Origin of the sequence: Pseudomonas hamedanensis (genome assembly GCF_014268595.2) — a bacterium.
Lineage (GTDB): Bacteria > Pseudomonadota > Gammaproteobacteria > Pseudomonadales > Pseudomonadaceae > Aquipseudomonas > Aquipseudomonas hamedanensis.
The window spans coordinates 3438105-3462452 of the sequence record NZ_CP077091.1 but is presented as its reverse complement, the minus strand read 5'-3'; the positions used below and the strand labels follow the sequence as shown (position 1 = coordinate 3462452).

The following is a 24348-nucleotide window of genomic DNA, read 5'->3' as shown; positions in this document are numbered from 1 at the left end:
TTTGTAACTATCTGGAACAAGGATTTTTTCTATGGAGAGTAATTTGTCCTCCGCTGTTCATTCAAACGCTTTCAACTTCGGTGAATTTGTTTCCGGCGGTGTTGATCCCCGCACGGGTATGTACACCTGCGCTTTTTCGTTGGGAAAGCTGCGCTCGGCGGATCTCAATGGCCCTGAACTTGCGTTTTCAGTGGCTTTCAATCCGCTCAACCAGACAGATGTCGGTTTCGGCATTGGCTGGTCTTTGACCCTTACAAATTACGACTTGCGCAGCAAAGTCATGACATTGTCCAACGGTGAGCGCTACAAGGCTGTCGAGACGTCTGCCGGTCTGAAGTTCAAGGAAATGAAACTGCAGACGGCAAAGGTGTTGGTGACCGGGGCAGGGCGCTATGAAGTTCGATACAAGGATGGTCGGCGTGAGTTGCTGAAAGTCCTGGTGGGCAGTCATTTCGCCGTAGCAGAAAAAATAATTGCGGCGAACGGCGTCAGCGTTGCGCTGAAGCATGAGTTGTTCAACGGGTTTCCCAGGTTGGCTGAAATTAACGATACCAAGCGCTGCCTGTTGAGGGTCACACGCAAGGCAGGCCAAGTGGTATTGACGCGGCATCCCGACACTGCTTCCAGTTCCGACTACAAAATGACATTGAAAAACGCTCGGATCACGGCGATCGAGCTACCGGTCGGTAGAGGTTGGGATCTGGAATATGAAGTCATAGATGGGGCCAGCTATTTACACCGCGTCGTCAATCCATTGCGCGGCGTAGAAATCATTCGCTACAAGCGCCAAGGTCATCATTTCGTAAATGGCGTTGACCGGACACTGCCGTTTGTCATCGCTCACGATATTTACCCAGGGCGCGGCCAACCCAAGCTCTGCAAGACGTACGAGTACTCTGACCATAACTTTCTTGGCCAGGGGCTGTCGCCGGCCAGAGACAGCGACGGCGATCCTCTCTATCAGGCACCCGGCTACTACGTATATACCTCGGATGAGAAGTGGGTGGTAAAAGGAAAAGTTCACACCCGCATCAAACGCACCTACAACAAGTTTCATCTCCTGATCGCAGAGACGACCACCTGTGGCGACGCGCAGATCGAAACCGCCACCCAATATCACTGCTCCGTCACCAAGCCATTCAATGATCAAGTGGCTCAGTTCCGCATGCCGAAGGTGCATACGGTGACGTACCTTGATCGACGCACCCAGCAAAAGCGTGTCGAAACCACCGTCACCGAGTTCGATCAGGAAGGCAACTTGCTCAGGCAGGTTGAGCCAAGCGGGGTCACGACTTCGACGGAATTTTATCCGGCAAGTGGTGGCGATAATTGCCCAGAGGATCCGCTGGGTTTCTCCAGGTTCCCGAGAAAGAGGACGGTCACTGCTGCCTCGTTGGAGGGTGCTTCGACTGTCACGTGCTATGACTATGCGCTGCATGCTGCGCTGGACGATGCGGAACTGGCATCCGTGTTGCCGATCAAGGAGCGTTTTTTCGAAGTTGTGGAAGGTGTTGAGATATTGCGTTCGAAAACCGCACGCAGTTATCTGAACTTGCCCGAGGATCCACTCAAGCACGGGGCTACGAAAGAGCAAACGTTCACCCTGAATGATAAAGAAACCGCTACCGAATTTTCCTATGAACTTGAGGATGACAGGCTGCGGATCAAGTCCAGCACACGCGGATTTGACGGCGCGTTGCAGACCAGTGAGAAAGTACTTTCGACGCTAACCGGATTACTGGTGTCGGAAACAGGTGTCGATGGCGAGCACATCGAACATCAATATGACGCCATCGGACGGGCAGTGTGCAAAACGGTCGCCTCTGGCACCGATTACGCGGCCGCAACTCGGTGGGCCTATCTGGCCGCCAGCAAGGAGCAGCCCGCGACAGTAGTAACCACGGACCCCGCCGGGGGCCAGCAAAGAGTGGCCTACGATGGCCTGGAGCGGGTGACCACCGTTGAGGAAAAGGACTGCGACCACCCCGACAAGGACGGTCTCATCCAGGTTCGCACGCTGTATTCTGCCCTGCATGATCCGGTCGGTCACAAGGTGGAAGTGACGCTGACCGATTGGCGTGATGGCAAGCCTTATCCGATTAGCACCCGCTACGAATTCGATTCCTGGGGCCAGGTCAGCAAGACGCTGCATGCCGATGGGCGTATCGAACACAGCGAGGCGGATCCGGTGCTTCGCCAGCAGGCCGATTGGCTCCAGGGGATGGGCAAGACAATTACCCTCGTCAATGACTTCGGTAAGCCGCTGAGTGTCGAGCGCTTCAATCTGAAGAACAAGAGTCTCGGCAAAACCGTTTACACCTATGACGGGTACGGACGAACAACCAGTCAGACAGACCCTGTCGGCAATACAACTCGATATGAGTACGACGTTTTTGACCGGATAATCCGCAGTGTTCTGCCCGACGCCAGTGCGGTCGTGACCGACTATGCCGAGCATAGCGACGAGGGGCTACCGACCGGCATCAAGGTCGATGACATAGTGTTGGGGCAGCAAACTTATGACGGTTTGAGTCGATTAATACAAAGTACCGTGGGCGGACGAAAGTCCGAGGCTGGCTATGAAGCGGGCTTCACTCAGCCACAGTGGTACAAGAGTGCTGATGGCAAAAAAACCGAATTCACCTATTTGCGCGATCTGGGCGGTTTACTGACGGAGCGCAAGGCAGGGAATCTGGTCACGAAACTGACTTACGACCCCGTCAGTGGCAATCCCTCGACCTGTACCGAAAGCGGCAGGATACGCAGCTTTACCTATTACCCTTCCGGACGCCTCAAATCCGAAACGACGACCTTGGGCGCTATCAGTAAAACAACGTCGAGTACCTATACCCTGCAGGGGCGACCGATCACCCACGTCGATGTACTCGGAACCGAAAGCAGATCCGAATACGATGAGTTCGGCCGCCTTCTATCCGCCTCGCAGGGCGCGCTGAAAACCGAGTTTCACTACAACAGCGGGACGGGGATGCTGGACTGGACGAAAACCGAAGAGACGTCAATCAAGCGTCAAATGATCACCCGGTTCGCTTATGACGATATCGGTCGCGAAACCCGGCGTACATTCGAGATTCAGGGCCAGCCTGAGCAGACGCTGGAATCGACTTATACGCTTGCTGGCAAACTGGCGCAAAAAGTCTCCAGGCGTGGCACGCAGATTTTGCGTGATGAGCAATTCACCTACGATGCGCGCGGGCGTCTGATCCAGTACGACTGTGCTGGCACCCAAAAGCCCCGCGATCCATATGGCAAGGAAATTGTCCGGCAGACGTTCACCTTCGATGCGCTGGACAACATTCTTACCGTGCGGACGAAGTTCCCGCTGGGCGTCAATCTGACCACCTTCAGTTATGACAACCCTGATCCTGCACAGCTCAGCGCAGTCAAACTTTCCCATGCCGATAATTCATCAACGGTGACGCTGGAATACGACGCCAACGGCAGGATGATCAAGGACGACCAAGCGCGAACCCTGGCCTATGACGCTTTTGGACGTCTCGAACAATTGTCCGGCGCAGGCGGTTCAGTCATTCGTGGCTACCATTACGACGGTTTCGATGATCTGGTTGAGCTGTCGCAACCCGACCACGTTACTACGCAGCGTTACTACTACGCAGGCCGGGTCGCCAATGAGGTGAGTGGGGAAAATTCATCCAGTATTGTGCGTCACGGTGGCGCGCTTGTGGGGCAACGGCAACTCGGTTTGAACGCCGGCGCGCAGCTGTTTGGCACCGATCAGCAGCAAAGCGTGCTGGCAACGCTGGGCAAGGAACAGCTCACCGATTGCGCCTACAGCCCTTACGGTCACCGTCCTGCCGAAGGCGGATTGTTCAGCCTGGCGGGGTTCAACGGCGAGCAGCTGGATCCGGTTACCGGGTTGTATCTGTTGGGCAATGGTTATAGGGCCTATAGCCCGACACTGATGCGTTTTCTTGCCCCCGATAGCATGAGCCCGTTCGGCGCGGGCGGATTGAATGCCTACAGTTATTGCCTGGGCGACCCTGTCAATCGGGTTGACCCTACCGGGCATATCTCCTGGCAGTCAGTCCTGGGTATCGGGCTCAGTATTCTCGGAATTGTTGCCAGCGTGGTGACGATGGGCGCGGCGACACCATGGGCAGCGGCGGCATTGGGACTGGCGGTCGCTTCAGGCTTGGCGGGTATTGCCAGCGAGGTGGTCAATGGGCTGGACCCGGGTTCTCAAGCAGGCGAGATATTGGGCTGGGTCAGCTTTGGTCTGGGGCTGGCTTCGCTCGGTGCAGGTATGGCGGCGGGTGCAAAAGCTGCTGTGAATGCTGGCAGGAAGATGGCTTCAGCCTTTAGCAAAGGTCTCAGTCCTAAAAGGGAGGACGCAGCCAGAGCGGCACGACGTCTTAAGGGGAATGCGAAAAAAGCCAAGGCGCCCGTGGAGGACGTGGCAGATCAGCCTTGGCAATTAGTCAGACCCGAGGCAGAAGACTACCTCTTTGCCGCTCATAAGACGATGGCCGACGAATTCTTCGTGCTCGTGGAAAGCGATATGTCCCCCCTCCTGGCGGCCAGGAGGTCCAGGATGTATTACGAGGAATTCGGCGCTGCCGGTGATGGTAGAAAAGTAACGCATGTTTTTTTCGCGGCCTCGAAAGGACGGGGAGAGCGTATTTATCTTCTGGAGGACAGTAAACAGAGAGTTTGCAAAGTCCTGCAGGCGGGCGGCCATTGGTCCGACGGGGAGACCAACGCAATAATGAGATCGGCCAGAAATCTGGTTACAAAGCGCATATGAGCAATCTGAATACTGTGCTTGCCCTTTTATGGGGGGTAAGGTCTGGAGTGCTGTTCAAGTGCCCACTCCACATGTTCTTTAACCAACTCTGACGGATAATCACGTCGCGCCTTCAACGCTTCCAGCACCGGAATCGTTGAAGGCGCATTGCCCAGCCCCACCGCCAGATTGCGTAACCAGCGCTCATAGCCCGCCCGCCGCAACGGCGAACCTTCAGTGCTGCTCAAGAACTTCTCTTCATCCCACATGAACAGCTCAGCCAACTCAACGTTATCCAGATTGTGCCGTGGCTTGAAATCGCTTTCTCCAGTAGGCCGGGCGAAACGGTTCCATGGGCAGACGATCTGGCAATCATCACAGCCAAACACGCGATTGCCGATCAGTGGGCGCAGCTCTTCGGGGATGGCGGTTTTCAGCTCGATGGTCAGGTAGGAAATGCAACGCCGGGCGTCCAGCACATACGGACCGACGAAGGCGTTGGTCGGGCAGATATCGAGGCACGCGGTGCAGCGCCCACAATGTTCGGTGCTGTGCGGCTCATCTACCGGCAACGGTAGATCGACGAACAATTCGCTGAGAAAGAAATAACTGCCGGCCTTGCGGTTGAGCACCAGAGTGTTTTTGCCGATCCAACCCAGCCCGGCCTGCTCGGCGATGGCTTTTTCCAGCACCGGAGCACTGTCAACAAAGGCGCGAAAACCGAACGGGCCGATCTGCGCCTGAATCCTGTCGGCCAGTTGTTGAACGCGTTTACGGATCAATTTGTGGTAATCGCGGCCCAAGGCATAACGCGACACGTAGGCTTTTTCCGGTTGCGCCAGCATTTGCGCCATTTGCGTATCGCCGGGCAGGTAGTCCATGCGCAGCGAGATCACGCGCAAAGTGCCCGGCACCAGTTCCTCGGGGTGCGAGCGTTTGCTGCCATGGGCGCCCATGTAATCCATGTCGCCGTGATAGCCGGCCTCGAGCCACCGTTGCAGATGCTGCTCGTGCTCGGCCAGGTCCAGGCCACTGATGCCGACTTGCTGGAAGCCCAGCTCACGGCCCCAGTCCTTGATCGATTGGGCGAGGGCGGGCAGGTCTGTGGTGATGGCGGACATGAGGCGAGAGAAACCGGAGCTGAGGTGCGTATAATTCTGCCAGACATCGGAGCCCGAAGACGCATGCCGCAGACGAAAGATGAATTACCCGACGCGCTGTACCGCGCCGCACAGGTGCGCGAACTCGACGCACGGCTGATTGCCGCCGGCACGCCGGGTTTCGAACTGATGCAGCGTGCCGCCCGGGCAACGTGGCGCGCGCTGGTGCGCCAGTGGCCGGCAGCGAACGCGCTGACGGTGCTCGCCGGCCACGGCAACAATGCCGGCGACGGTTATCTGGTGGCCCTGCTTGCGCAACGTGCCGGGTGGTCGGTGCAGGTGTTGGCGGTCGGCGATCCGCAGCGTTTGCAGGGCGACGCGGCCTCGGCCCATGCCGAGGCACTTGCCGAAGGCGTTGCGGTGCAACGCTGGCAGGTGCAAAGCCAATTGCGCGGCGTTGTCCTCGATGCGTTGCTTGGCACCGGGTTGAGTGGCGAGGTACGTGAACCCTATGCGGCTGCCATTGCTGCGATCAACGCCAGCGGTTTGCCGGTGGCGGCCGTCGATATCCCTTCGGGACTGTGCGCCGACACCGGTCGGGAACTGGGCGTTGCGGTGCGCGCCGAGCTTACAGTGACGTTCATTGGCCTGAAGATCGGGTTGTTGACCGGCGACGCAGCCGATCACGTCGGCGAGTTGGTATTTAATGACTTGCATGCCACTGCCGAAACCTTCCGTGACATTCCCGTCAGCGCGCGACGGCTGAACGCCGCTAACCTTCCAACACTTGCCGCGCGCGCGCCGACTTCACACAAGGGGCGTTTCGGCCATGTGCTGCTGATTGGCGGCGATCACGGTTTTGGCGGTGCGATTCTGCTCAGCACGCAAATGGCCTTGCGCAGCGGCGCGGGCATGGTGTCGCTGGCGACTCGTCCCGAGCATGTGCCGGCAGCGCTGACCCGTGTACCAGAAGCCATGGCGCTTGGCGCCTCGTCAGCCAATCAACTGATGGGCCTGCTGGAAAAGGTCTCGGTGCTGGTCGTCGGGCCGGGCCTTGGTCAGGCGAGTTGGGGCCGCGCCTTGTTATCAGCAGCCGCCAACGCCGCGTTGCCGCAGGTGTGGGATGCCGATGCGCTGAACCTGCTGGCCAGGGAGTTTGTCCAGCTGCCCAAGGATTGCGTGATTACTCCGCATCCGGGCGAGGCGGCGCGTCTGCTGCAAATCGGTACCGCCGAGGTCCAGGCTGATCGCCCGGCGGCGGCGCTGGCCTTGAGCAAACAATATTCGGCGGTTGTCGTGCTCAAAGGCTCCGGCAGTCTGATTGCTCACCCGGACGGCCGTCTGGCACTGTGTCATCAAGGGCATCCGGCCATGGCCACGGCCGGGCTCGGTGATGTGCTGGCCGGTCTGATCGGCGCGTTGCTGGCGCAAGGCATGGACGCATTCGATGCCGCATGTCTCGCGGTTTGGCTGCACGCCAATGCCGGTCTGCAGCAAGGGAAATTCGGCCGTGGGCTGGCGGCCAGTGATCTGATTCCAGCCATTCGTCAGTTGTTGGAGGAGCAAGCACCGTGTCTGAAGTAACCCTGTACCTGGCCGATGAACAGGCCATGAGCGACTTTGGCGCACGGATCGCCCGCGTGACCCAGGGCCATGGTCTGATTTTTCTCGAGGGCAACCTGGGCATGGGCAAAACCACGCTGTCGCGGGGCATCATCCGAGGGCTGGGGCATGTCGGGGCAGTCAAGAGCCCGACCTTCACGTTGGTCGAGCCCTACGAGATTGGCGACATTCGCGCCTTTCACTTCGACCTGTATCGCCTGGTCGATCCGGAAGAACTGGAGTTTCTCGGCATCCGCGACTACTTCGAAGACGATGCCCTGTGCCTGATCGAGTGGCCCGATAAAGGTGCAGGCTTTTTGCCAAAGCCTGACCTGACCATTACCATTAGCCCGCAAGACAGCGGGCGTTCGCTGAAAATTTTAGCCCAGGGCTCGCGTGGCGAGGCCTGGTGTGCCGCTTTGGCATCGGAATTCAATTAAATGATGGGGTTTGGTATGCGCTTTCGCGCGTTGGTGGCTGCCGCTGGACTGATATTGATGGCAGTAACCGTCAACGCTGTGGCCGATTCAAAGGTCAACAGCGTGCGCCTGTGGCGGGCGCCGGACAACACGCGACTGGTATTTGACCTGAGCGGCCCGGTGCAACACAGCGTTTTCACCCTCACCGCACCGGATCGACTGGTGATCGACATCAACGGCGCCACCCTCGGCGCGCCGTTGAATGTACAGACGGCGAATACGCCGATCACTGCGATGCGCTCGGCCCAGCGCACGCCGACTGACCTGCGGGTGGTCATCGACCTGAAAAAAGCTGTCACGCCGAAAAGCTTCTCGCTGGCGCCCAACGCGCAGTACGGCAACCGGCTGGTGGTCGATCTGTTCGACAACCCGGCCGACGCCGCACCGCCGCCGGCCCCGACGCCATCGGTAGCGACTGTGCCGGCAGTGCCGGTGACCCCGACCGAACCGGCAATCAAGTTGCCGCCCGCCCCGGCCGGCAAGCGTGACATTATTGTGGTGATCGATGCCGGCCACGGTGGCGAAGACCCGGGCGCGTCCGGATCGCGCGGCCAGCGTGAAAAAGACGTGGTGCTGCAGATCGCCCGCGAGCTTCAGCGTCAGGTCAACGGCATGAAAGGCTTCCGCGCCGAACTGACCCGTACTGGTGATTACTTCATTCCGTTGCGCGGGCGTACCGAAATTGCCCGCAAGAAGGGCGCCGACCTGTTCGTCTCGATTCACGCCGACGCCGCACCGTCAGCGGCCGCGTTCGGTGCGTCGGTGTTCGCTCTGTCTGATCGTGGCGCTACCTCCGAGACCGCCCGTTGGCTGGCCGACAGTGAAAACCGCTCCGACCTGATCGGTGGTGCCGGCAACGTCAGCCTCGACGACAAGGACCGCATGCTCGCCGGCGTGCTGCTCGACTTGTCGATGACCGCATCGCTGACCTCCAGTCTCAATGTCGGCCAGAAAGTCCTGACCAACATCGGCCGGGTCACGCCGCTGCACAAACAGCGCGTGGAACAGGCCGGCTTCATGGTGCTGAAGTCCCCGGATATCCCGTCGATCCTGGTCGAAACCGGCTTCATCTCCAATGCCAACGAAGCGAACAAGCTTTCGGCGGCGAGCCACCAGCAGGCGCTGGCACGCTCGATCAGCAGCGGCGTGCGCCAGTTCTTCCAGCAGAATCCGCCACCGGGCACTTACATCGCCTGGCTGCGTGACTCCGGCAAGATCGCCCAGGGCCCGCGCGACCACCGCGTCGGTCCGGGTGAAACGCTGGCGATGATCGGCGTGCGCTATCAAGTCTCGCCAGCCACTTTGCGCGCCGCCAATAATCTGAAAAGCGACGAGCTGAAAGTCGGTCAGCACTTGACCATTCCCGGCACCGAACTGGCATCCAAAGAATGAACCAGGTCCTGAATACTGCGCGCATCGAGCTGCTCAGCCCACGGCTGGCGAACCAGATCGCCGCCGGTGAGGTGGTCGAGCGTCCAGCCTCGGTGATCAAGGAGCTGCTGGAAAACAGCCTTGACTCAGGCGCCAGGCGCATTGATGTCGACGTCGAGCAGGGTGGCGTCAAGCTGCTGCGCGTGCGCGACGACGGCAGTGGTATTTCTGCCGATGACCTGCCACTGGCCCTGGCCCGTCACGCCACCAGCAAAATCCGCAATCTCGAAGACCTGGAGCAGGTAATGAGCCTGGGCTTCCGTGGCGAAGCGCTGGCGTCGATCAGCTCGGTGGCGCGCCTGACCCTGACCTCACGCACCCGCGATGCCGATCAGGCCTGGCAGGTGGAAACCGAGGGTCGCGATATGGCGCCCCGGGTGCAACCGGCGGCACATCCGGTCGGCACCTCGGTGGAAGTGCGTGACCTGTTCTTCAACACCCCGGCGCGGCGCAAGTTCCTCAAGACCGAAAAAACCGAATTCGATCACCTGCAAGAAGTGATCAAACGCCTGGCGCTGGCGCGTTTCGATGTGGCTTTCCATCTGCGCCACAACGGCAAGACCATCCTCAGTCTGCACGAGGCCCATGACGACGCGGCCCGCGCCCGGCGTGTCGCGGCAATCTGCGGCTCGGGCTTTCTCGAGCAGGCATTGCCGATCGAGATCGAGCGCAACGGCCTGCACTTGTGGGGCTGGGTGGGCTTACCGACGTTCAACCGTAGCCAGGCGGACTTGCAGTATTTCTTCGTGAATGGCCGGGCGGTGCGCGACAAGCTAGTGGCTCATGCCGTGCGCCAAGCGTATCGCGATGTGCTGTTCAATGGCCGGCATCCGACGTTTGCGCTGTTTTTCGAGGTCGATCCGGCAGCGGTCGACGTCAACGTGCACCCAACCAAGCACGAAGTGCGCTTCCGTGACGGGCGCATGGTCCATGATTTCCTCTACGGCACACTGCACCGCGCGTTGGGCGATGTGCGCCCGGAAGATCAACTGGCCGGCTCCGTCACCACGACGATCGTTCGACCGAGCGGAATCGAGGCGGGCGAATTCGGCCCACAGGGCGAGATGCGTCTGGCCGCGAATGCGTTGCTTGAACAACCGCAGGCGCAACCGGCGTTCAACACGTCCTCCGGCGCCAGCGCTGGCGGCGCTTATCAGTATCAATACACGCCGCGTCCGCAATCGGCCGTGCCCGCGGCCGAGGCTCAGGCCGCTTACAAAGAGTTTTTCGCACCGTTGCCGCAAGCCAACGCCGACGCATTGCCCACCGGTCAGGAAGACATCCCGCCGCTCGGTTACGCACTGGCGCAGCTCAAGGGCATCTACATTCTTTCCGAAAACGCTCATGGGCTGGTGCTGGTGGACATGCACGCCGCTCACGAGCGAATCATGTACGAACGGCTGAAAATCGCCATGGCCAGCGAAGGCCTCAGTGGTCAGCCGCTGCTTGTGCCAGAGTCATTGGCGGTCAGTCAGCGCGAAGCTGATTGCGCTGAAGAACATGCGGCGTGGTTTCAGCGTCTGGGCTTTGAATTGCAACGCCTTGGCCCGGAAACCCTGGCGATCCGGCAGATTCCGGCGTTACTCAAGCAGGCCGAAGCCAACCGGCTGGTCGGCGACGTGCTGTCGGACCTGATGGAGTACGGCACCAGCGACCGGATCCAGGCGCATCTGAACGAACTGCTCGGCACCATGGCCTGCCACGGCGCGATCCGCGCCAACCGGCGCCTGGCCCTGGCGGAAATGAACGGTCTGCTGCGCGACATGGAAAACACCGAGCGCAGCGGTCAATGCAACCATGGCCGACCGACCTGGACCCAACTGGGCCTGGACGATCTGGACAAACTGTTCCTGCGCGGTCGTTGATGAGCCAGCTTCCTCCAGCGATTTTCCTGATGGGCCCGACCGCTGCGGGCAAGACCGATCTGGCCATCGAGTTGACCAAGGTGCTGCCCTGCGAGTTGATCAGCGTCGATTCGGCGCTGGTCTATCGCGACATGGACATCGGCACGGCCAAGCCGTCGAAGGCGTTACTGGCCGAATACCCGCATCGTTTGATAGATATACTCGATCCGGCCGAGACTTATTCGGCTGCCGATTTTCGCCGCGATGCGCTGCTGGCTATGGCTGATATCACCGCGCGCGGAAAAATTCCGCTGCTGGTGGGCGGCACGATGCTTTATTACAAGGCTTTGGTCGAAGGTCTGGCAGACATGCCGGCAGCCGATCCCGAGGTCCGTGCGCAGATTGAAGAAGAGGCCGCGCGCCTTGGCTGGCAAGCCCTGCACGATCAGTTGGCGGTCATCGATCCGGTATCGGCGGCGCGGATTCACCCGAACGATCCGCAACGCTTGAGTCGCGCCCTGGAAGTTTATCGGGTCAGTGGCCAGAGCATGACCGCCCTGCGCGAGCAACAATCTGCGCAAAGTACTGAAGCAGCCGCTTCGGGACTGCAACAATTGCCCTATACTGTCGCGAACCTGGCCATTGCTCCGGCAAATCGCCAGGTACTGCATGAGCGCATTGAACAAAGATTCACAAATATGTTGGAACAGGGGTTTATCGATGAGGTCGTAGCCCTGCGTAAAAGAAGTGACCTGCATTCGGGGTTGCCGTCTATACGTGCGGTAGGCTACCGCCAAGTCTGGGATTACCTGGATGGCAAGCTGACGTTGGCTGAAATGCAGGAGCGCGGCATCATTGCCACGCGGCAATTGGCCAAACGCCAGTTCACCTGGCTGCGCAGCTGGGAAGATATACACTGGCTGGACAGTCTTGATTGCGACAATCTGCCACGCGCCTTGAAATACCTTGGGACCATCTCCATATTGAGCTGAGTCCTTGCAATTGCCGTCTATCCTTGGGGGTGTGACGGCCAAAGCCATCTGAATTACCTATTTTTTATTATTGAATCCTTAAAGGAGTGCGGCACATGTCAAAAGGGCATTCGCTACAAGACCCTTACCTGAATACTTTACGTAAAGAGAAAGTTGGGGTTTCCATCTACCTGGTCAACGGTATCAAACTGCAAGGCACGATCGAGTCGTTCGACCAGTTCGTCATCCTGCTGAAAAACACCGTCAGCCAGATGGTTTACAAACACGCTATCTCGACAGTAGTGCCGGTGCGTCCGATTCGTCTGCCTAGTGCAACCGAAAGCGAACAGGGTGATGCAGACCCAGCGCCGGGTAACGCCTGATAGGAGTCTCCTTTGTTCTTTGAGCGCCACGGTGGTGGTGAACGAGTCATCCTCGTTCACTTGGATGGACAGGACCCTGAGGCGCGCGAAGATCCGCAGGAGTTTCAGGAATTGGCTAATTCGGCTGGCGCCGAGACCGTTGCGTTTTTTAACGTGCCGCGTCATCGGCCAACCGCCAAATACCTGATCGGCAGCGGCAAGGTCGAAGAACTGCGCGACCTGGTCAAGGCTGAAGAAGCCGATCTGGTGATTTTCAATCACATCCTCACGCCCAGTCAGGAACGTAACCTCGAACGGGTTTTCGAGTGTCGCGTGATCGACCGCACGGGTCTGATTCTCGATATTTTCGCCCAGCGCGCCCGTACGCATGAAGGCAAGCTCCAGGTCGAACTGGCCCAGCTTGATCACATGAGCACCCGGCTGGTTCGCGGCTGGACTCACCTTGAACGTCAGGGTGGCGGTATCGGCATGCGCGGCCCGGGTGAAACCCAGCTGGAAACCGACCGCCGTCTGCTGCGGGTGCGCCTGCGCCAGATCAAGGGCCGGCTGGAAAAAGTGCGTAGCCAGCGCGAGCAGTCGCGTCGCGGCCGATCACGTGCGGATATTCCTACCGTGTCTCTGGTGGGCTATACCAACGCCGGCAAATCCACACTCTTCAACAACGTGACGAAGTCCGACGTGTACGCGGCTGACCAGTTGTTCGCCACGCTGGACCCGACGCTGCGCCGTCTGGATCTGGACGACCTCGGTCCGATTGTCCTCGCCGACACGGTGGGCTTCATTCGTCACCTGCCGCACAAGCTGGTCGAAGCATTTCGGTCTACGCTCGAAGAGTCGAGCAACTCCGATTTGCTGTTGCACGTGATCGATGCGGCCGAACCGGATCGCATGTTGCAGATCGAGCAGGTGATGGTGGTGCTGGGCGAGATTGGCGCCCAGGACTTGCCGATCCTCGAGGTCTATAACAAACTCGATTTGCTTGAAGGCGTGGAGCCACAAATCCAGCGCGATGCCGATGGCAAGCCGCAACGGGTCTGGCTCTCGGCGCGTGATGGCAGCGGTCTGGAATTGCTTGAGCAAGCCATTGCCGAGTTGCTGGGCAGTGATTTGTTTGTTGGCACATTGCGCTTGCCGCAACGATTCGCTCGACTGCGTGCGCAGTTCTTCGAACTCGGTGCGGTGCAAAAAGAAGAACACGATGAAGAAGGCGTCAGCCTGCTGACCGTTCGTTTGCCCCGGGTCGAGTTGAATCGACTGGTAAGCCGCGAAGGATTGCAGCCGATGGAATTCATCGAGCAACACACTTTGCAATAAAAGCCTGACAAAGCGGTTGTGCCGCAACGGCAGGCATTCTGTAGCATTGGTCGGCGCGCCGTGGGTGCGTCTTTGCTTTATCAGATGGAGAGCGCTATGGCTTGGAATGAGCCGGGTGGCAACTCGAACAATCAGGATCCCTGGGGTGGCAAGCGCCGCAATAACGGCGACCGCAAGGGGCCACCGGATCTCGACGAGGCCTTCCGAAAGCTGCAGGAAAGCCTGAACGGGTTGTTCGGTGGTGGCAAGAAACGTGGTGATGACGGCGGTGGTTCGGGCAAACGCAGTGGCGGCTTCGGCGGCCTGCTCGGCATCGGCCTGGTCGTGCTGGCGGCTGTCTGGCTGTACAGCGCAGTCTACGTGGTGGACGAGCAGGAGCAGGCCGTAGTGCTGCGCTTCGGCAAGTACTACGAGACCGTCGGCCCGGGCCTGAACATCTATTTCCCGCCGATCGACAAGAAGTACATGGAAAACGTCACGCGTGAACGTGCGTATACCAAGCAGGGCCAGATGCTCACCGAGGACGAGAACATCGTCGAAGTGCCGCTGACCGTGCAGTACAAGATCAGCAACCTGCAGGACTTCGTGCTGAACGTCGATCAGCCGGAAATCAGCCTGCAGCACGCGACTGACAGCGCCTTGCGCCACGTGGTGGGTTCCACCGCCATGGACCAGGTGCTGACCGAAGGTCGTGAGTTGATGGCCAGCGAAATCAAGGAGCGTCTGCAACGCTTCCTGGATACCTATCGCACCGGTATCACGGTCACCCAGGTCAACGTACAGAGCGCAGCGGCACCGCGTGAAGTTCAGGAAGCCTTCGATGACGTGATCCGCGCCCGTGAAGACGAGCAGCGTTCGCGCAACCAGGCTGAAACCTACGCCAACGGCGTCGTGCCGGAAGCCCGTGGTCAGGCCCAGCGCATCATCGAAGATGCCAACGGCTACCGTGACGAAACCGTCTCGCGCGCCAAGGGTGAGGCCGATCGCTTCACCAAGCTGGTCGCCGAGTATCGCAAGGCTCCTGAAGTGACCCGCCAGCGTCTTTACCTGGACACCATGCAGGAAGTCTTCAGCAACACCAGCAAGGTGCTCGTGACCGGCAACAAGAACGGCCAGAGCAACCTGCTTTACCTGCCGTTGGACAAAATGATCCAGAACAGTTCGGGCAGCGCACCGGTCACCGGTTCGGCCGCCGCCAGCAACAACACGGATACCGTGCCGCATGTCACTGACCTGCCGCAGACGCGCACAAGGGAGACCCGCTGATGAGCAATAAATCGCTGATCGCCCTTATTGTTGGCGTCGTCGTGGTACTGGTGGGCTGGAACTGCTTCTACATCGTCGCTCAGACCGAGCGTGCGGTGCTGCTGCAATTCGGTCGTGTGGTTCAGGCTGATGTTCAGCCGGGCCTGCACGTGAAAGTGCCTTACGTCAATCAGGTGCGTAAGTTCGATGCACGCCTGATGACGCTGGACGCACCGACGCAGCGCTTCCTGACCCTGGAAAAGAAAGCGGTGATGGTCGACGCCTACGCCAAGTGGCGCGTGAAAGATGCCGAGCGCTTCTACACCGCGACCTCCGGCCTCAAGCAGATCGCCGACGAGCGTTTGTCCCGTCGTCTGGAATCCGGTCTGCGTGACCAGTTCGGCAAGCGCACCCTGCACGAAGTCGTGTCGGGTGAGCGTGATGCATTGATGGCTGACATCACTGCGTCGCTGAACAAGATGGCGGAAAAAGAGCTGGGTATCGAAGTGGTCGATGTCCGGGTCAAGACCATCGATCTGCCGAAGGAAGTGAACCGCAGCGTGTTCGAGCGTATGAGCACCGAGCGTGAGCGTGAAGCTCGCGAGCACCGCGCCAAGGGTAACGAGCTGGCCGAAGGCATCCGTGCGGACGCCGACCGCCAACGCCGCGTGCTGCTGGCGGAAGCCTATCGTGAATCCGAAGAGGTTCGCGGTGATGGTGATGCCCAGGCCGCTGCGATCTACTCCAAGGCCTACGGTCAGGATCAGGAGTTCTACGCGTTCTACCGTAGCCTGCGTGCCTACCGTGAAAGCTTCGCGAACAAATCCGACGTACTGGTCCTCGACCCAAGCAGCGACTTTTTCCATTACCTGGAAAAGGCCAAGCCTTGATACGACGTTGACCTGAATCGCTCCGCCCGGCGGCTAAAACCTCGGGCGGGGTGATCCTTTGGGAAAACGTGTGTATGATGCGGCAGCCGGGAAATTCCCGGCTTTTTTGCGTCTGCACGTTTGATTGCTGTTTTTGCTGCAGAGCATCGGGTTGAAAGGCTCGAGCGTTTTTCGAGGGAAGTGATTGGCGAAGCCGGTAACAGGCTTTTCGCTGCGTTGTTCATGCGCGGAACAATCGTTTTCTGCTTCAATCAAGGCTCAGCCCTCGGGCTGGCCGCCCGGATCAAAGGGGAATGGCGTAATGGCAACGGTAGACCGCTGGCTGCTGCCAGATGGCATCGAAGAAGTACTGCCACCGGAAGCGGCGCGCATCGAAGTGGCGCGTCGCCAGGTGTTGGATCTGTTCCAGAGCTGGGGTTACGAATTTGTCGTGACTCCCCATATCGAGTACCTGGAATCCCTGCTGACCGGCGCGGGCCAGGACCTGGATCTGCGTACCTTCAAGGTCATCGACCCGCAATCGGGCCGGCAGATGGGTTTCCGCGCCGACATCACGCCGCAAGTCGCGCGCATCGATGCGCATACCCTGCGCCGCGAAGGCCCGAGCCGTCTGTGCTACGCCGGCAGCGTGCTGCACGCCCAGCCGCGTGCGCTGTCGTCCTCGCGCAGCCCGATCCAGCTGGGCGCCGAGTTGTACGGCGACGCCAGCCCGAGCAGTGACGTTGAAGTGATCAGCCTGATGCTGGCCATGCTGCAACTGGCCGACGTACCGGACGTGCACATGGACCTCGGCCATGTCGGCATTTATCGTGGTCTGGCGCGCGCTGCCGGATTGTCCGGTGAAGTCGAGCAGCAGTTGTTCGATGCCCTGCAGCGCAAGGCCATCGATGAAGTCATCATCCTGACCGAAGGCCTGCCGGCCGATCTGTCCGGCATGCTGCGTGCGCTGGTCGATCTGTGCGGCGGCCGTGAAGTATTGGCCGCTGCTCGCGAGCGACTGGCGAATGCGCCGGCGCCAGTGTTGGCGGCGCTGGAAGACCTGCTGGCCATCGCCGAGCGTCTCTCGGTGCGCTTCCCGCAGCTGCCGCTGTATTTCGACCTGGGCGAGTTGCGCGGCTATCACTACCACACCGGTGTGGTATTTGCGGTGTTCGTGCCCGGCGTGGGTCAGTCCATCGCGCAAGGCGGTCGTTATGACGACATCGGCGCCGACTTCGGTCGGGCCCGTCCGGCGACCGGCTTCTCTACCGATTTGAAAACCCTGGTGACCCTGGGGCGTGCTGAGATCGAGTTACCGTCTGGCGGTATCTGGATGCCTGACAGTACGGATGCGGCACTCTGGCAGCAGGTTTGCCAGTTGCGCAGTGAGGGTCAGCGTGTCGTTCAGGCGTTGCCTGGGCAACCTTTGGCCGCCGCCCGTGATGCGGACTGCGACCGGCAATTGATTCAGCAGAACGGGCTTTGGCAAGTATCGCCACTGGCTTCTTGAGTTTTCCTGCCGGCCTTCGCCGGCACCAAGTTTGCGCGAATGAGGACAAGTGTTATGGGTAAGAATGTCGTAGTCCTGGGCACCCAGTGGGGTGATGAGGGCAAAGGCAAGATCGTTGATCTGCTGACCGAACATGCTGCCGCCGTAGTGCGCTACCAGGGTGGCCACAACGCTGGCCACACCCTGGTGATCGACGGCGAAAAAACCGTCTTGCACCTGATCCCCTCGGGCGTGCTGCGCGAAGGCGTGCAGTGCCTGATCGGCAACGGCGTGGTGGTTGCACCTGACGCCCTGCTGCGCGAGATCACCAAGCTGGAAGAGAAAGGCGTACCGGTGCGCGAGCGCCTGCGTATCAGCCCGTCCTGCCCGCTGATCCTGTCCTTCCACGTGGCGCTGGACCAGGCCCGTGAAAAGGCGCGTGGCGAGCTGAAGATCGGCACCACCGGTCGCGGCATCGGCCCGGCCTATGAAGACAAGGTGGCCCGTCGCGGCCTGCGTGTTGGCGATCTGCTCAACATGCCGCGCTTTGAAGACAAGCTGCGTGAGCTGGTGGATTACCACAACTTCATGCTGGTCGGTTACTACAAGGAGCCGGCCATCGAGTTCGAAAAAACTCTGGCCGAGTGCAAGGAATACGCTGAGCTGCTCAAGCCGCTGATGCTCGACGTAACCGCTGAGCTGCATGAGCTGCGTCGTGCCGGCAAAGACATCATGTTCGAAGGTGCTCAGGGTTCGTTGCTCGACATCGACCACGGTACCTACCCGTACGTGACCAGCTCCAACACCACCGCCGGCGGCGTGGCGACCGGTTCGGGCGTTGGCCCGATGTTCCTCGACTACATTCTGGGCATCACCAAGGCTTACACCACTCGCGTCGGTTCGGGTCCGTTCCCGACTGAGCTGTTCGATGACGTGGGTGCGCACCTGGCCAAGCAAGGTCATGAGTTCGGCGCGACCACCGGTCGTGCTCGTCGTTGCGGCTGGTTCGACGCCGTTATCCTGCGTCGCGCTATCGATGTGAACAGCATCTCGGGCATCTGCCTGACCAAGCTGGACGTACTCGACGGTCTGGAAACCATCAACATCTGCATCGGCTACAAAGATGCGCAGGGCAATGCCGTTGCTCCGACCGACGCTGACAGCTACGTAGGCCTGCAACCTGTGTATGAAGAAGTGCCGGGCTGGACCGAATCGACCGTGGGTGCCAAGACCCTGGAAGAGCTGCCGGCCAACGCTCGTGCCTACATCAAACGCGTTGAAGAGTTGATCGGCGCGCCGATCGACATTATTTCGACGGGCCCGGACCGCAACGAAACCATCGTTCTGCGTCATCCGTTTGCTTGATAAGTCGTTGATGTAAAAAACAAAGGCCTCTTAATCGGGGCCTTTGTCGTTTATGCCTGTTGGACGGCATGACCTTTGCTGTGAATCTGTCTACAAGAGTGCCATCAAATTAATGGCGTCAGAAGTAGAGGGATTTAAAGTGTCAGCTGTTCTCTCACTGTTACAAAGCCGTTTGTTGCGGCCGGTGTTCGTTACCTTGGGTATCGCCCTTTTGGTGCAGGTGTTGGTGGCGGTTGCCCTGACGCGGAGCACGGTCACGGCGCTCGAAGCTGATCTGGCTGTGCGCCTTGGGGCCGACAGCCAGAAACTCTCCGGGGAGCTTGAGCAGGCCGGGCGTGAAGTGACGTCGAGCCTCGATGCGCTATCAGCCAGCACGCGTCAGCGGCTGACCGCCGGCCTGTCATCGCGCCTCAAGGAAGAGCAGGCGCAACTGCGGGCAACCCTGGAAAAGGATCTCAAGGATTCGGCCAATGACATGGCGCAGTTGCTGGCGTCCGTCGCGCCTCGCGCCATGTGGGACAGCGATGTGCCGACGTTGTCGGAGTTCGCCCGTCGTGCCCAGCGCAATCCCAACGTGCTGTTCGTGGTCTACGACGATGCCACTGGTCAACACCTGACCCGCTATCTCAATCGCGAAAACCCGATTAACAAGGCCTTGCTGGAAAAAGGCCAGGGCGAGCGCGCGCTGGACAAAGTGTTGGATGCGGCGAAGAACGATCCATCGGTGTATTACCTCGAAGCCTCGATCAACCCTAATGGCGTGGAAATCGGCAAGGTGCTGATGGGCGTGTCCACGGCCTCGGTGGAAACTGATCTGGCTGCACTCGACTCGCGTTTCTTAGCGCTGATTGCCAGCAGCGATCAGTTGGTCGGCGACAGTCTCAAAGGGGCTGCGGCGGACAGCGCCAAGGCCATGCAGGCGCGCCTGCAATCGGCGCAGGCCACGGCTACCGAGATGAAAACCAACACGGCCAATACTGTCCAGGAAGCGGCTGCGACCCTGCGCTGGCGAATAGGCATGGGGCTGGCACTGGTCGGTTGCGGCGTGCTGCTGTTGCTGGCAGTGGTGCTTGGTCATCGCGTGGTCAATCGCCTGAAGATGCTCAACGCGGCGATGGATGACCTGGCCGCGGGCGAGGGCGATCTGACCAAGCGCGTGCAAATCAACAGCAAGGATGAAATCGGCGACATGGCGTCGGCGGTCAATCGCTTTGTGGATAAGTTGCAGCCGATCGTGCGCGAGGCAGGTGATGTCGCTCAGCGCACTGGCGTTGAAATTGGCGCGATGACCTTGCGCAACGCTGGCGCCGATGCGGCTGCCGGGATGCAGCGTGACGAGGTCGCGGAAAGCTTGCGTGCGCTGTCGCAAATGGCTGACGAGGCGCAGTCGGAAAGCCAGGCGATGCAGGCGGCGCTAAAGCAGGTTGTCGATATTCGTCAGGCCACCGATGAAAACACTCGGACTTCGGCCAAGGTCGGTAGCCTGATTGAAGCGCTGGCCGGGCAGGTCGATACCGGGGCGAAGGTCATCGAACGCCTGGCGCAGCAGAGCGAGCAAATCGAAGTGGTGCTGACGGTGATTCACGGCATCGCTGAGCAGACCAACTTGCTGGCGTTGAACGCGGCCATCGAGGCCGCGCGGGCGGGTGAGACCGGTCGCGGTTTCGCGGTGGTCGCCGACGAGGTGCGTGCGTTGGCGAGCAAGACGCAAAGCTCCACAGGCGATATTCAGGCGCACATCGTCGCGCTGCAGCAAGGTGCACGTGAAGCGGTCGAAGCAATCGGTCAGGCCGGGCGTCAGGCCAGCGAAGGCCTGCTGGTGCTGCGAGACAGCGCACGGCTGCAACAGTCGGTGCAGGCCTCGGTGGAACAAGTGCACGCGGCGATCGGTCTGGCGACGCAAGCGGCAGCGCATCAGGCGCAAGGGGCGCAGGCTGTTCGTGGGCGCGTCGAGACCATTCATGCGCAGGCCGAGAAAGCGGCTCAGGCAGTGGTGGAGACCACGGCCAGTGGCAAGGTGCTGGATGGCCTGGCGGCGCAGTTGAAGGCGAGCCTGGGGCAGTTCAGGGCTTGATGCTGGCTGGACTGGCCTATCGCGAGCAGGCTCACTCCTACATTTGGAATGCGTTCCCCTGTAGGAGTGAGCCTGCTCGCGAAAGCGGTATCAGCGACTCAGATACATCCGCGTCGTCAGCAGATAAACCGGCAACCCCGACACCACAATCAACAACGCCGCATAGGGCGCCGCCGCTGCGAACTCAACATTCGCGGTATGCGCCCACACTTCGGTCGCCAGCGTATTAAGCCCGGTCGGGCTTAGCAGCAGCGTCGCCGTCAGTTCCTTCATTGCATCAAGAAATACCAGTGCAAACGCCGCGCCCAATGCCGGGAAGATAATCGGCAACGTCACTCGACAAAAAGCCGTGAACGACGAAGCCCCCAGCGTGCGCGCCGCCTCCTCCAACTGCGGCGCTGCCTTGTTCAGGGCGGTACGAATCGGCGCCTGAGCCAGCGGCAAAAACAGCAGCGCATAGGCGATCAGCAGCAACCCCGAGGTCTGGTACAGCACTGGCACGTAGTGCAGGGCGAAATACACCAGCGTCAATGCAATCACCAAGCCTGGCAGCGCATGCAGCAGATACGGCAGGCGCTCGGCCCAGATCGCCAGTCGGCCTTTGTGACGTACCACCAGCAGCCCGACTGGGACTGCCAGCAGCAGACATAACGCTGCGCCGCCCAACGACAATGCAAGCGACGACAACAGCGCCTCGCCAATCGACGCCGCCGGAAAGGCAGCCGATGAACCGACCGCCAACCAGTACGCCAACATCCCCAGCGGAATCCCGCTGCCGACGATCGCCAGCAACAGGCAATAGAGCTGACCGAGCGCTGCCCACGGGCCGAGGCGAACCTGTTCGGCCTGACGCGCCGCGCCCTGTCCGGTGCGCACATGTCGGCCCTTGCCGCGTACCCGCAGTTCTAGCCATAACAGCAGCAGACACAGCGCCAGCAACACGGCCGACAGCATCGCTGCATTGGCGTTGCTGAATTCCAGCTCGAATTGCTGGTAGATCGCCGTGGTGAAAGTTTGCAGGCCGATGATCGACAGCGCGCCAAACTCCACCAGCATGTGCAAGGCAATCAGCAGCGAACCGGCCAACAGCGATGGCCACAGCAGCGGCAAGGTGACGCGGAAAAATACGCCCCAGCGATTCTGCCCAAGGGTGCGGGCCGATTCTTCAAGGGAGGGATCAAGATTGCGCAGGGTCGCCGCCACCGGCAAAAAGATCAGCGGATACTTCGACAGGCTCATCACCAGGATTGCCCCGCCCAGGCCTTCGAATTGGGCGCTCAGAGAAACCCAGGTGAAACTGCTGACGAACGCCGGTACGGCAAACGGCAGGCACAGAATCACGCCCCACAGGCGCCGCCCCGGCAGATTGCTGCGCTCCAGCAACCACGCCAGCGACAGGCCGACCACGGCGCAAGTGATCGTCACCCCAACCATCAATGCGAGGGTATTGCGCAGTAGCCCGAACACGTACGGGCGCCATAACAAATGCAGCGCTTCGGCCCAGCCGGCCTGCCAGGCTTTAAGCCCGACATATGCCAGCGGCAACAGGCTCAGCACCACTAGCAGCAAGACCGGCAGCACCAGCCAGATCGACGGTCGTTTGCGTCTTGGTACATAACCCCCGCGCGCGGCGGGGGCGGATAACGATGCGGCCATCAGTTCAAGCCAACTTCGCGTTCCAGCTCCAGCGCTTCTTCAGCATTGCCCAGATCGGCGGGGGTGACGTTCGGCGCTTGCAGTTCACTGAACGGCTTGAGTCCGCGGTCCGATTCCATGCCTTTGTGCAGCGGATATTCGGCGGTGGTCTGGGTGATCACGCGCTGGCCTTCTTCGCTGGCCATGTAGGCCAGAAATTGCTGGGCTTCTTTTGGATGTTTGCTGGATTTCAAAACCGCAGCGCTGGACACGGTGATCAAGCCGCCGACATCGCCACCTGTGAAGTAGTGCAGTTTGGAGTCGAGCTGGCCTTTTTCGCGCTGCAGGGCGAACCAGTAGTAGTTGTTCACCAGGACCGTGGCGACTTCGCCGTTTTCCACGGCTTTGAGCGCGACCATGTTATTGCTGTAGGTCTTGCCGAACGCGCGCAGACCGGTCAGCCATTCTTCGGCGGCGTCGCGGCCGTGCAGCTTGATGATCGCGACAGCCTGCTCCTGGAAGGCGCCGCTGGTCGGGACAAAGCCGACCTTGCCTTGCCACTTCGGATCGGAAAACTCCATGACCGATTTCGGCAGGTCTTTTTCATCGATCAGTTTCGGGTTGAAGGCAACCACGCGCACCCGCGCAGTCACGCCGATCCAGGTGCCGTTGCTGGCGACGTACTCTTTTGGCAGAACGGCCAGTGTCGCGTCATCGGTCTTGGCCAGCAGGCCTTGTTCGCCCAGGTTGTTCAGGGGTGGCGACTCTTCCGTGTAGATCAAGTCGGCAGGCGAGCGGTCGCCTTCTTCGATGACCTGACTGGCGAGCTGATTGCTGCTGCCTTTGCGTACGTTGACGTGAATACCGGTCTTGGCTTCGAACGCCTTGGCAATCGCGTCGCCGACTTCCTTGTGCTGGCCGTTGTAAAGAGTCAGGGACACCGCATCGGCTGCCTGGGTGAGGGGAGTGGCGAGTGCCAGGCCGAGGAGGGTGAAGGTCAGGCCTCGGCGCAGGGTATTTCGAAACATCATTCGCAGGGTTCCTCACTGTCGCATTGCAAAAACTTGCAACAATGATAAACGATATTGTTTCTCAAGTGCGCCTTGTAGCGGTCGCACGAATTCAATGGTGGCTGAAAAACATTGTGGCGAGGGAGCTTGCTCCCGCTGGGGTGCGCAGCAGCCCTCTTGTTTGTCTGGTTGCACCGTGCGATTGCGACTGCTGCGCAGCCGGGCGGGAGCAAGCTCCCTCGCCACAGGGTTTTTGCGTTTCTGAAAGCCAGAAACGCAAAAACCCGCTTTCGCGGGTTTTTGTGAAATCCAAGGCCTGAACCTTGAATTTGAATTGGTGCCCAGAAGAAGACTCGAACTTCCACGACCGTAAGGTCACCAGCACCTGAAGCTGGCGTGTCTACCAATTTCACCATCTGGGCATTCATCGCAAGCGTTGCCGCTGTTGATGTGGCGCACTATACGGAGCGCTTTTTGATCTGTAAACCCCTGATTTAATTTTAATAAACCGGTTTTAACAAATCCGTTCCCTGAAATGCAAAAAACCCGCTTTCGCGGGTTTTGTGTGAGTCTTGAAACTGATCTAGTCTCAAACTCGAAATTGGTGCCCAGGAGAAGACTCGAACTTCCACGACCGTAAGGTCACCAGCACCTGAAGCTGGCGTGTCTACCAATTTCACCACCTGGGCATCATCGAAAGCGCTTGTGCGTCGTCGATGGCGCGCACTATACGGAGCAGCTTTTTAACTGTAAACCCCTGCCGCAGAAAAAACTG

Annotated in this window: 16 protein-coding genes and 2 tRNA genes; 13 read left to right on the top strand and 5 right to left on the bottom strand. The window is 59.8% G+C overall.

Translation table 11 applies throughout. From position 1 onward, the window contains the following. Nucleotides 1-31 precede the first annotated feature (31 nt). A complete protein-coding gene (locus tag HU739_RS14960; RefSeq protein ID WP_186547671.1) occupies nt 32-4783 on the top strand; it encodes an RHS repeat domain-containing protein in 4752 nt (1583 codons plus the stop codon). 26 nt (nt 4784-4809) lie between these two features. Here the strand turns inward: HU739_RS14960 and queG are convergent, their stop codons facing one another. Next, nucleotides 4810-5883: a tRNA epoxyqueuosine(34) reductase QueG gene (gene queG / locus HU739_RS14955; RefSeq protein WP_186547669.1), complete on the bottom strand. Its 1074-nt coding sequence runs from the start codon at nt 5881-5883 to the stop codon at nt 4810-4812. Nucleotides 5884-5946: 63 nt separating this feature from the next. On the opposite strand from queG, the gene HU739_RS14950 reads away from it, so the two are divergent. From HU739_RS14950 to HU739_RS14895, 12 genes are all read left to right on the top strand, one after another. Continuing rightward, nucleotides 5947-7446: an NAD(P)H-hydrate dehydratase gene (locus HU739_RS14950; protein WP_186547667.1), complete on the top strand. Its 1500-nt coding sequence runs from the start codon at nt 5947-5949 to the stop codon at nt 7444-7446. Further along, nucleotides 7434-7904 (top strand): tRNA (adenosine(37)-N6)-threonylcarbamoyltransferase complex ATPase subunit type 1 TsaE, encoded by a 471-nt coding sequence (tsaE, locus tag HU739_RS14945; protein WP_186547665.1) that lies wholly within the window; start codon nt 7434-7436, stop codon nt 7902-7904. The genes HU739_RS14950 and tsaE overlap by 13 nt, the downstream gene beginning before the upstream one ends. A 57-nt stretch (nt 7905-7961) precedes the next feature. Beyond that, complete coding sequence (locus HU739_RS14940) at nt 7962-9335, top strand: N-acetylmuramoyl-L-alanine amidase (protein WP_407681930.1); 1374 nt, start codon at nt 7962-7964, stop codon at nt 9333-9335. Next, a complete protein-coding gene (mutL, locus tag HU739_RS14935) occupies nt 9332-11239 on the top strand; it encodes a DNA mismatch repair endonuclease MutL (RefSeq protein WP_186547661.1) in 1908 nt (635 codons plus the stop codon). Before HU739_RS14940 ends, mutL begins: the two co-directional genes overlap by 4 nt. Next, nucleotides 11239-12210 carry a tRNA (adenosine(37)-N6)-dimethylallyltransferase MiaA gene (gene miaA, locus HU739_RS14930; RefSeq protein WP_186547659.1) on the top strand — a complete coding sequence of 324 codons (972 nt, stop codon included), beginning with the start codon at nt 11239-11241 and terminating at the stop codon, nt 12208-12210. Before mutL ends, miaA begins: the two co-directional genes overlap by 1 nt. A 95-nt stretch (nt 12211-12305) precedes the next feature. Then, nucleotides 12306-12572, top strand: a complete 267-nt coding sequence (gene hfq, locus HU739_RS14925; RefSeq protein WP_108592145.1) for an RNA chaperone Hfq — start codon at nt 12306-12308, stop codon at nt 12570-12572. Nucleotides 12573-12584: 12 nt separating this feature from the next. Then, nucleotides 12585-13886 (top strand): ribosome rescue GTPase HflX, encoded by a 1302-nt coding sequence (hflX, locus tag HU739_RS14920; RefSeq protein ID WP_186547657.1) that lies wholly within the window; start codon nt 12585-12587, stop codon nt 13884-13886. Between the two features lie 96 nt (nt 13887-13982). After that, entirely contained in the window at nt 13983-15152 is a 1170-nt protein-coding gene (gene hflK / locus HU739_RS14915; protein ID WP_186547655.1) for an FtsH protease activity modulator HflK, read from the top strand. Next, a complete protein-coding gene (gene hflC, locus HU739_RS14910) occupies nt 15152-16021 on the top strand; it encodes a protease modulator HflC (protein WP_186547653.1) in 870 nt (289 codons plus the stop codon). The genes hflK and hflC overlap by 1 nt, the downstream gene beginning before the upstream one ends. A 301-nt stretch (nt 16022-16322) precedes the next feature. Further along, nucleotides 16323-17510, top strand: a complete 1188-nt coding sequence (locus HU739_RS14905; RefSeq protein ID WP_186547651.1) for an ATP phosphoribosyltransferase regulatory subunit — start codon at nt 16323-16325, stop codon at nt 17508-17510. Between the two features lie 54 nt (nt 17511-17564). Then, nucleotides 17565-18854, top strand: a complete 1290-nt coding sequence (locus tag HU739_RS14900) for an adenylosuccinate synthase (protein WP_186547649.1) — start codon at nt 17565-17567, stop codon at nt 18852-18854. 139 nt (nt 18855-18993) lie between these two features. Then, nucleotides 18994-20928, top strand: a complete 1935-nt coding sequence (locus HU739_RS14895; protein WP_186547647.1) for a methyl-accepting chemotaxis protein — start codon at nt 18994-18996, stop codon at nt 20926-20928. Between the two features lie 90 nt (nt 20929-21018). Here the strand turns inward: HU739_RS14895 and HU739_RS14890 are convergent, their stop codons facing one another. The 4 genes from HU739_RS14890 to HU739_RS14875 form a co-directional block, all read right to left on the bottom strand. Next, complete coding sequence (locus tag HU739_RS14890; protein WP_186547645.1) at nt 21019-22584, bottom strand: ABC transporter permease; 1566 nt, start codon at nt 22582-22584, stop codon at nt 21019-21021. Beyond that, nucleotides 22584-23594, bottom strand: a complete 1011-nt coding sequence (locus HU739_RS14885) for an extracellular solute-binding protein (protein WP_186547643.1) — start codon at nt 23592-23594, stop codon at nt 22584-22586. Before HU739_RS14885 ends, HU739_RS14890 begins: the two co-directional genes overlap by 1 nt. A gap of 314 nt (nt 23595-23908) precedes the next feature. Continuing rightward, nucleotides 23909-23995 (bottom strand) — tRNA-Leu (locus HU739_RS14880). Between the two features lie 180 nt (nt 23996-24175). Then, nucleotides 24176-24262: transfer RNA gene (locus HU739_RS14875), tRNA-Leu, on the bottom strand. Nucleotides 24263-24348 lie beyond the last annotated feature (86 nt).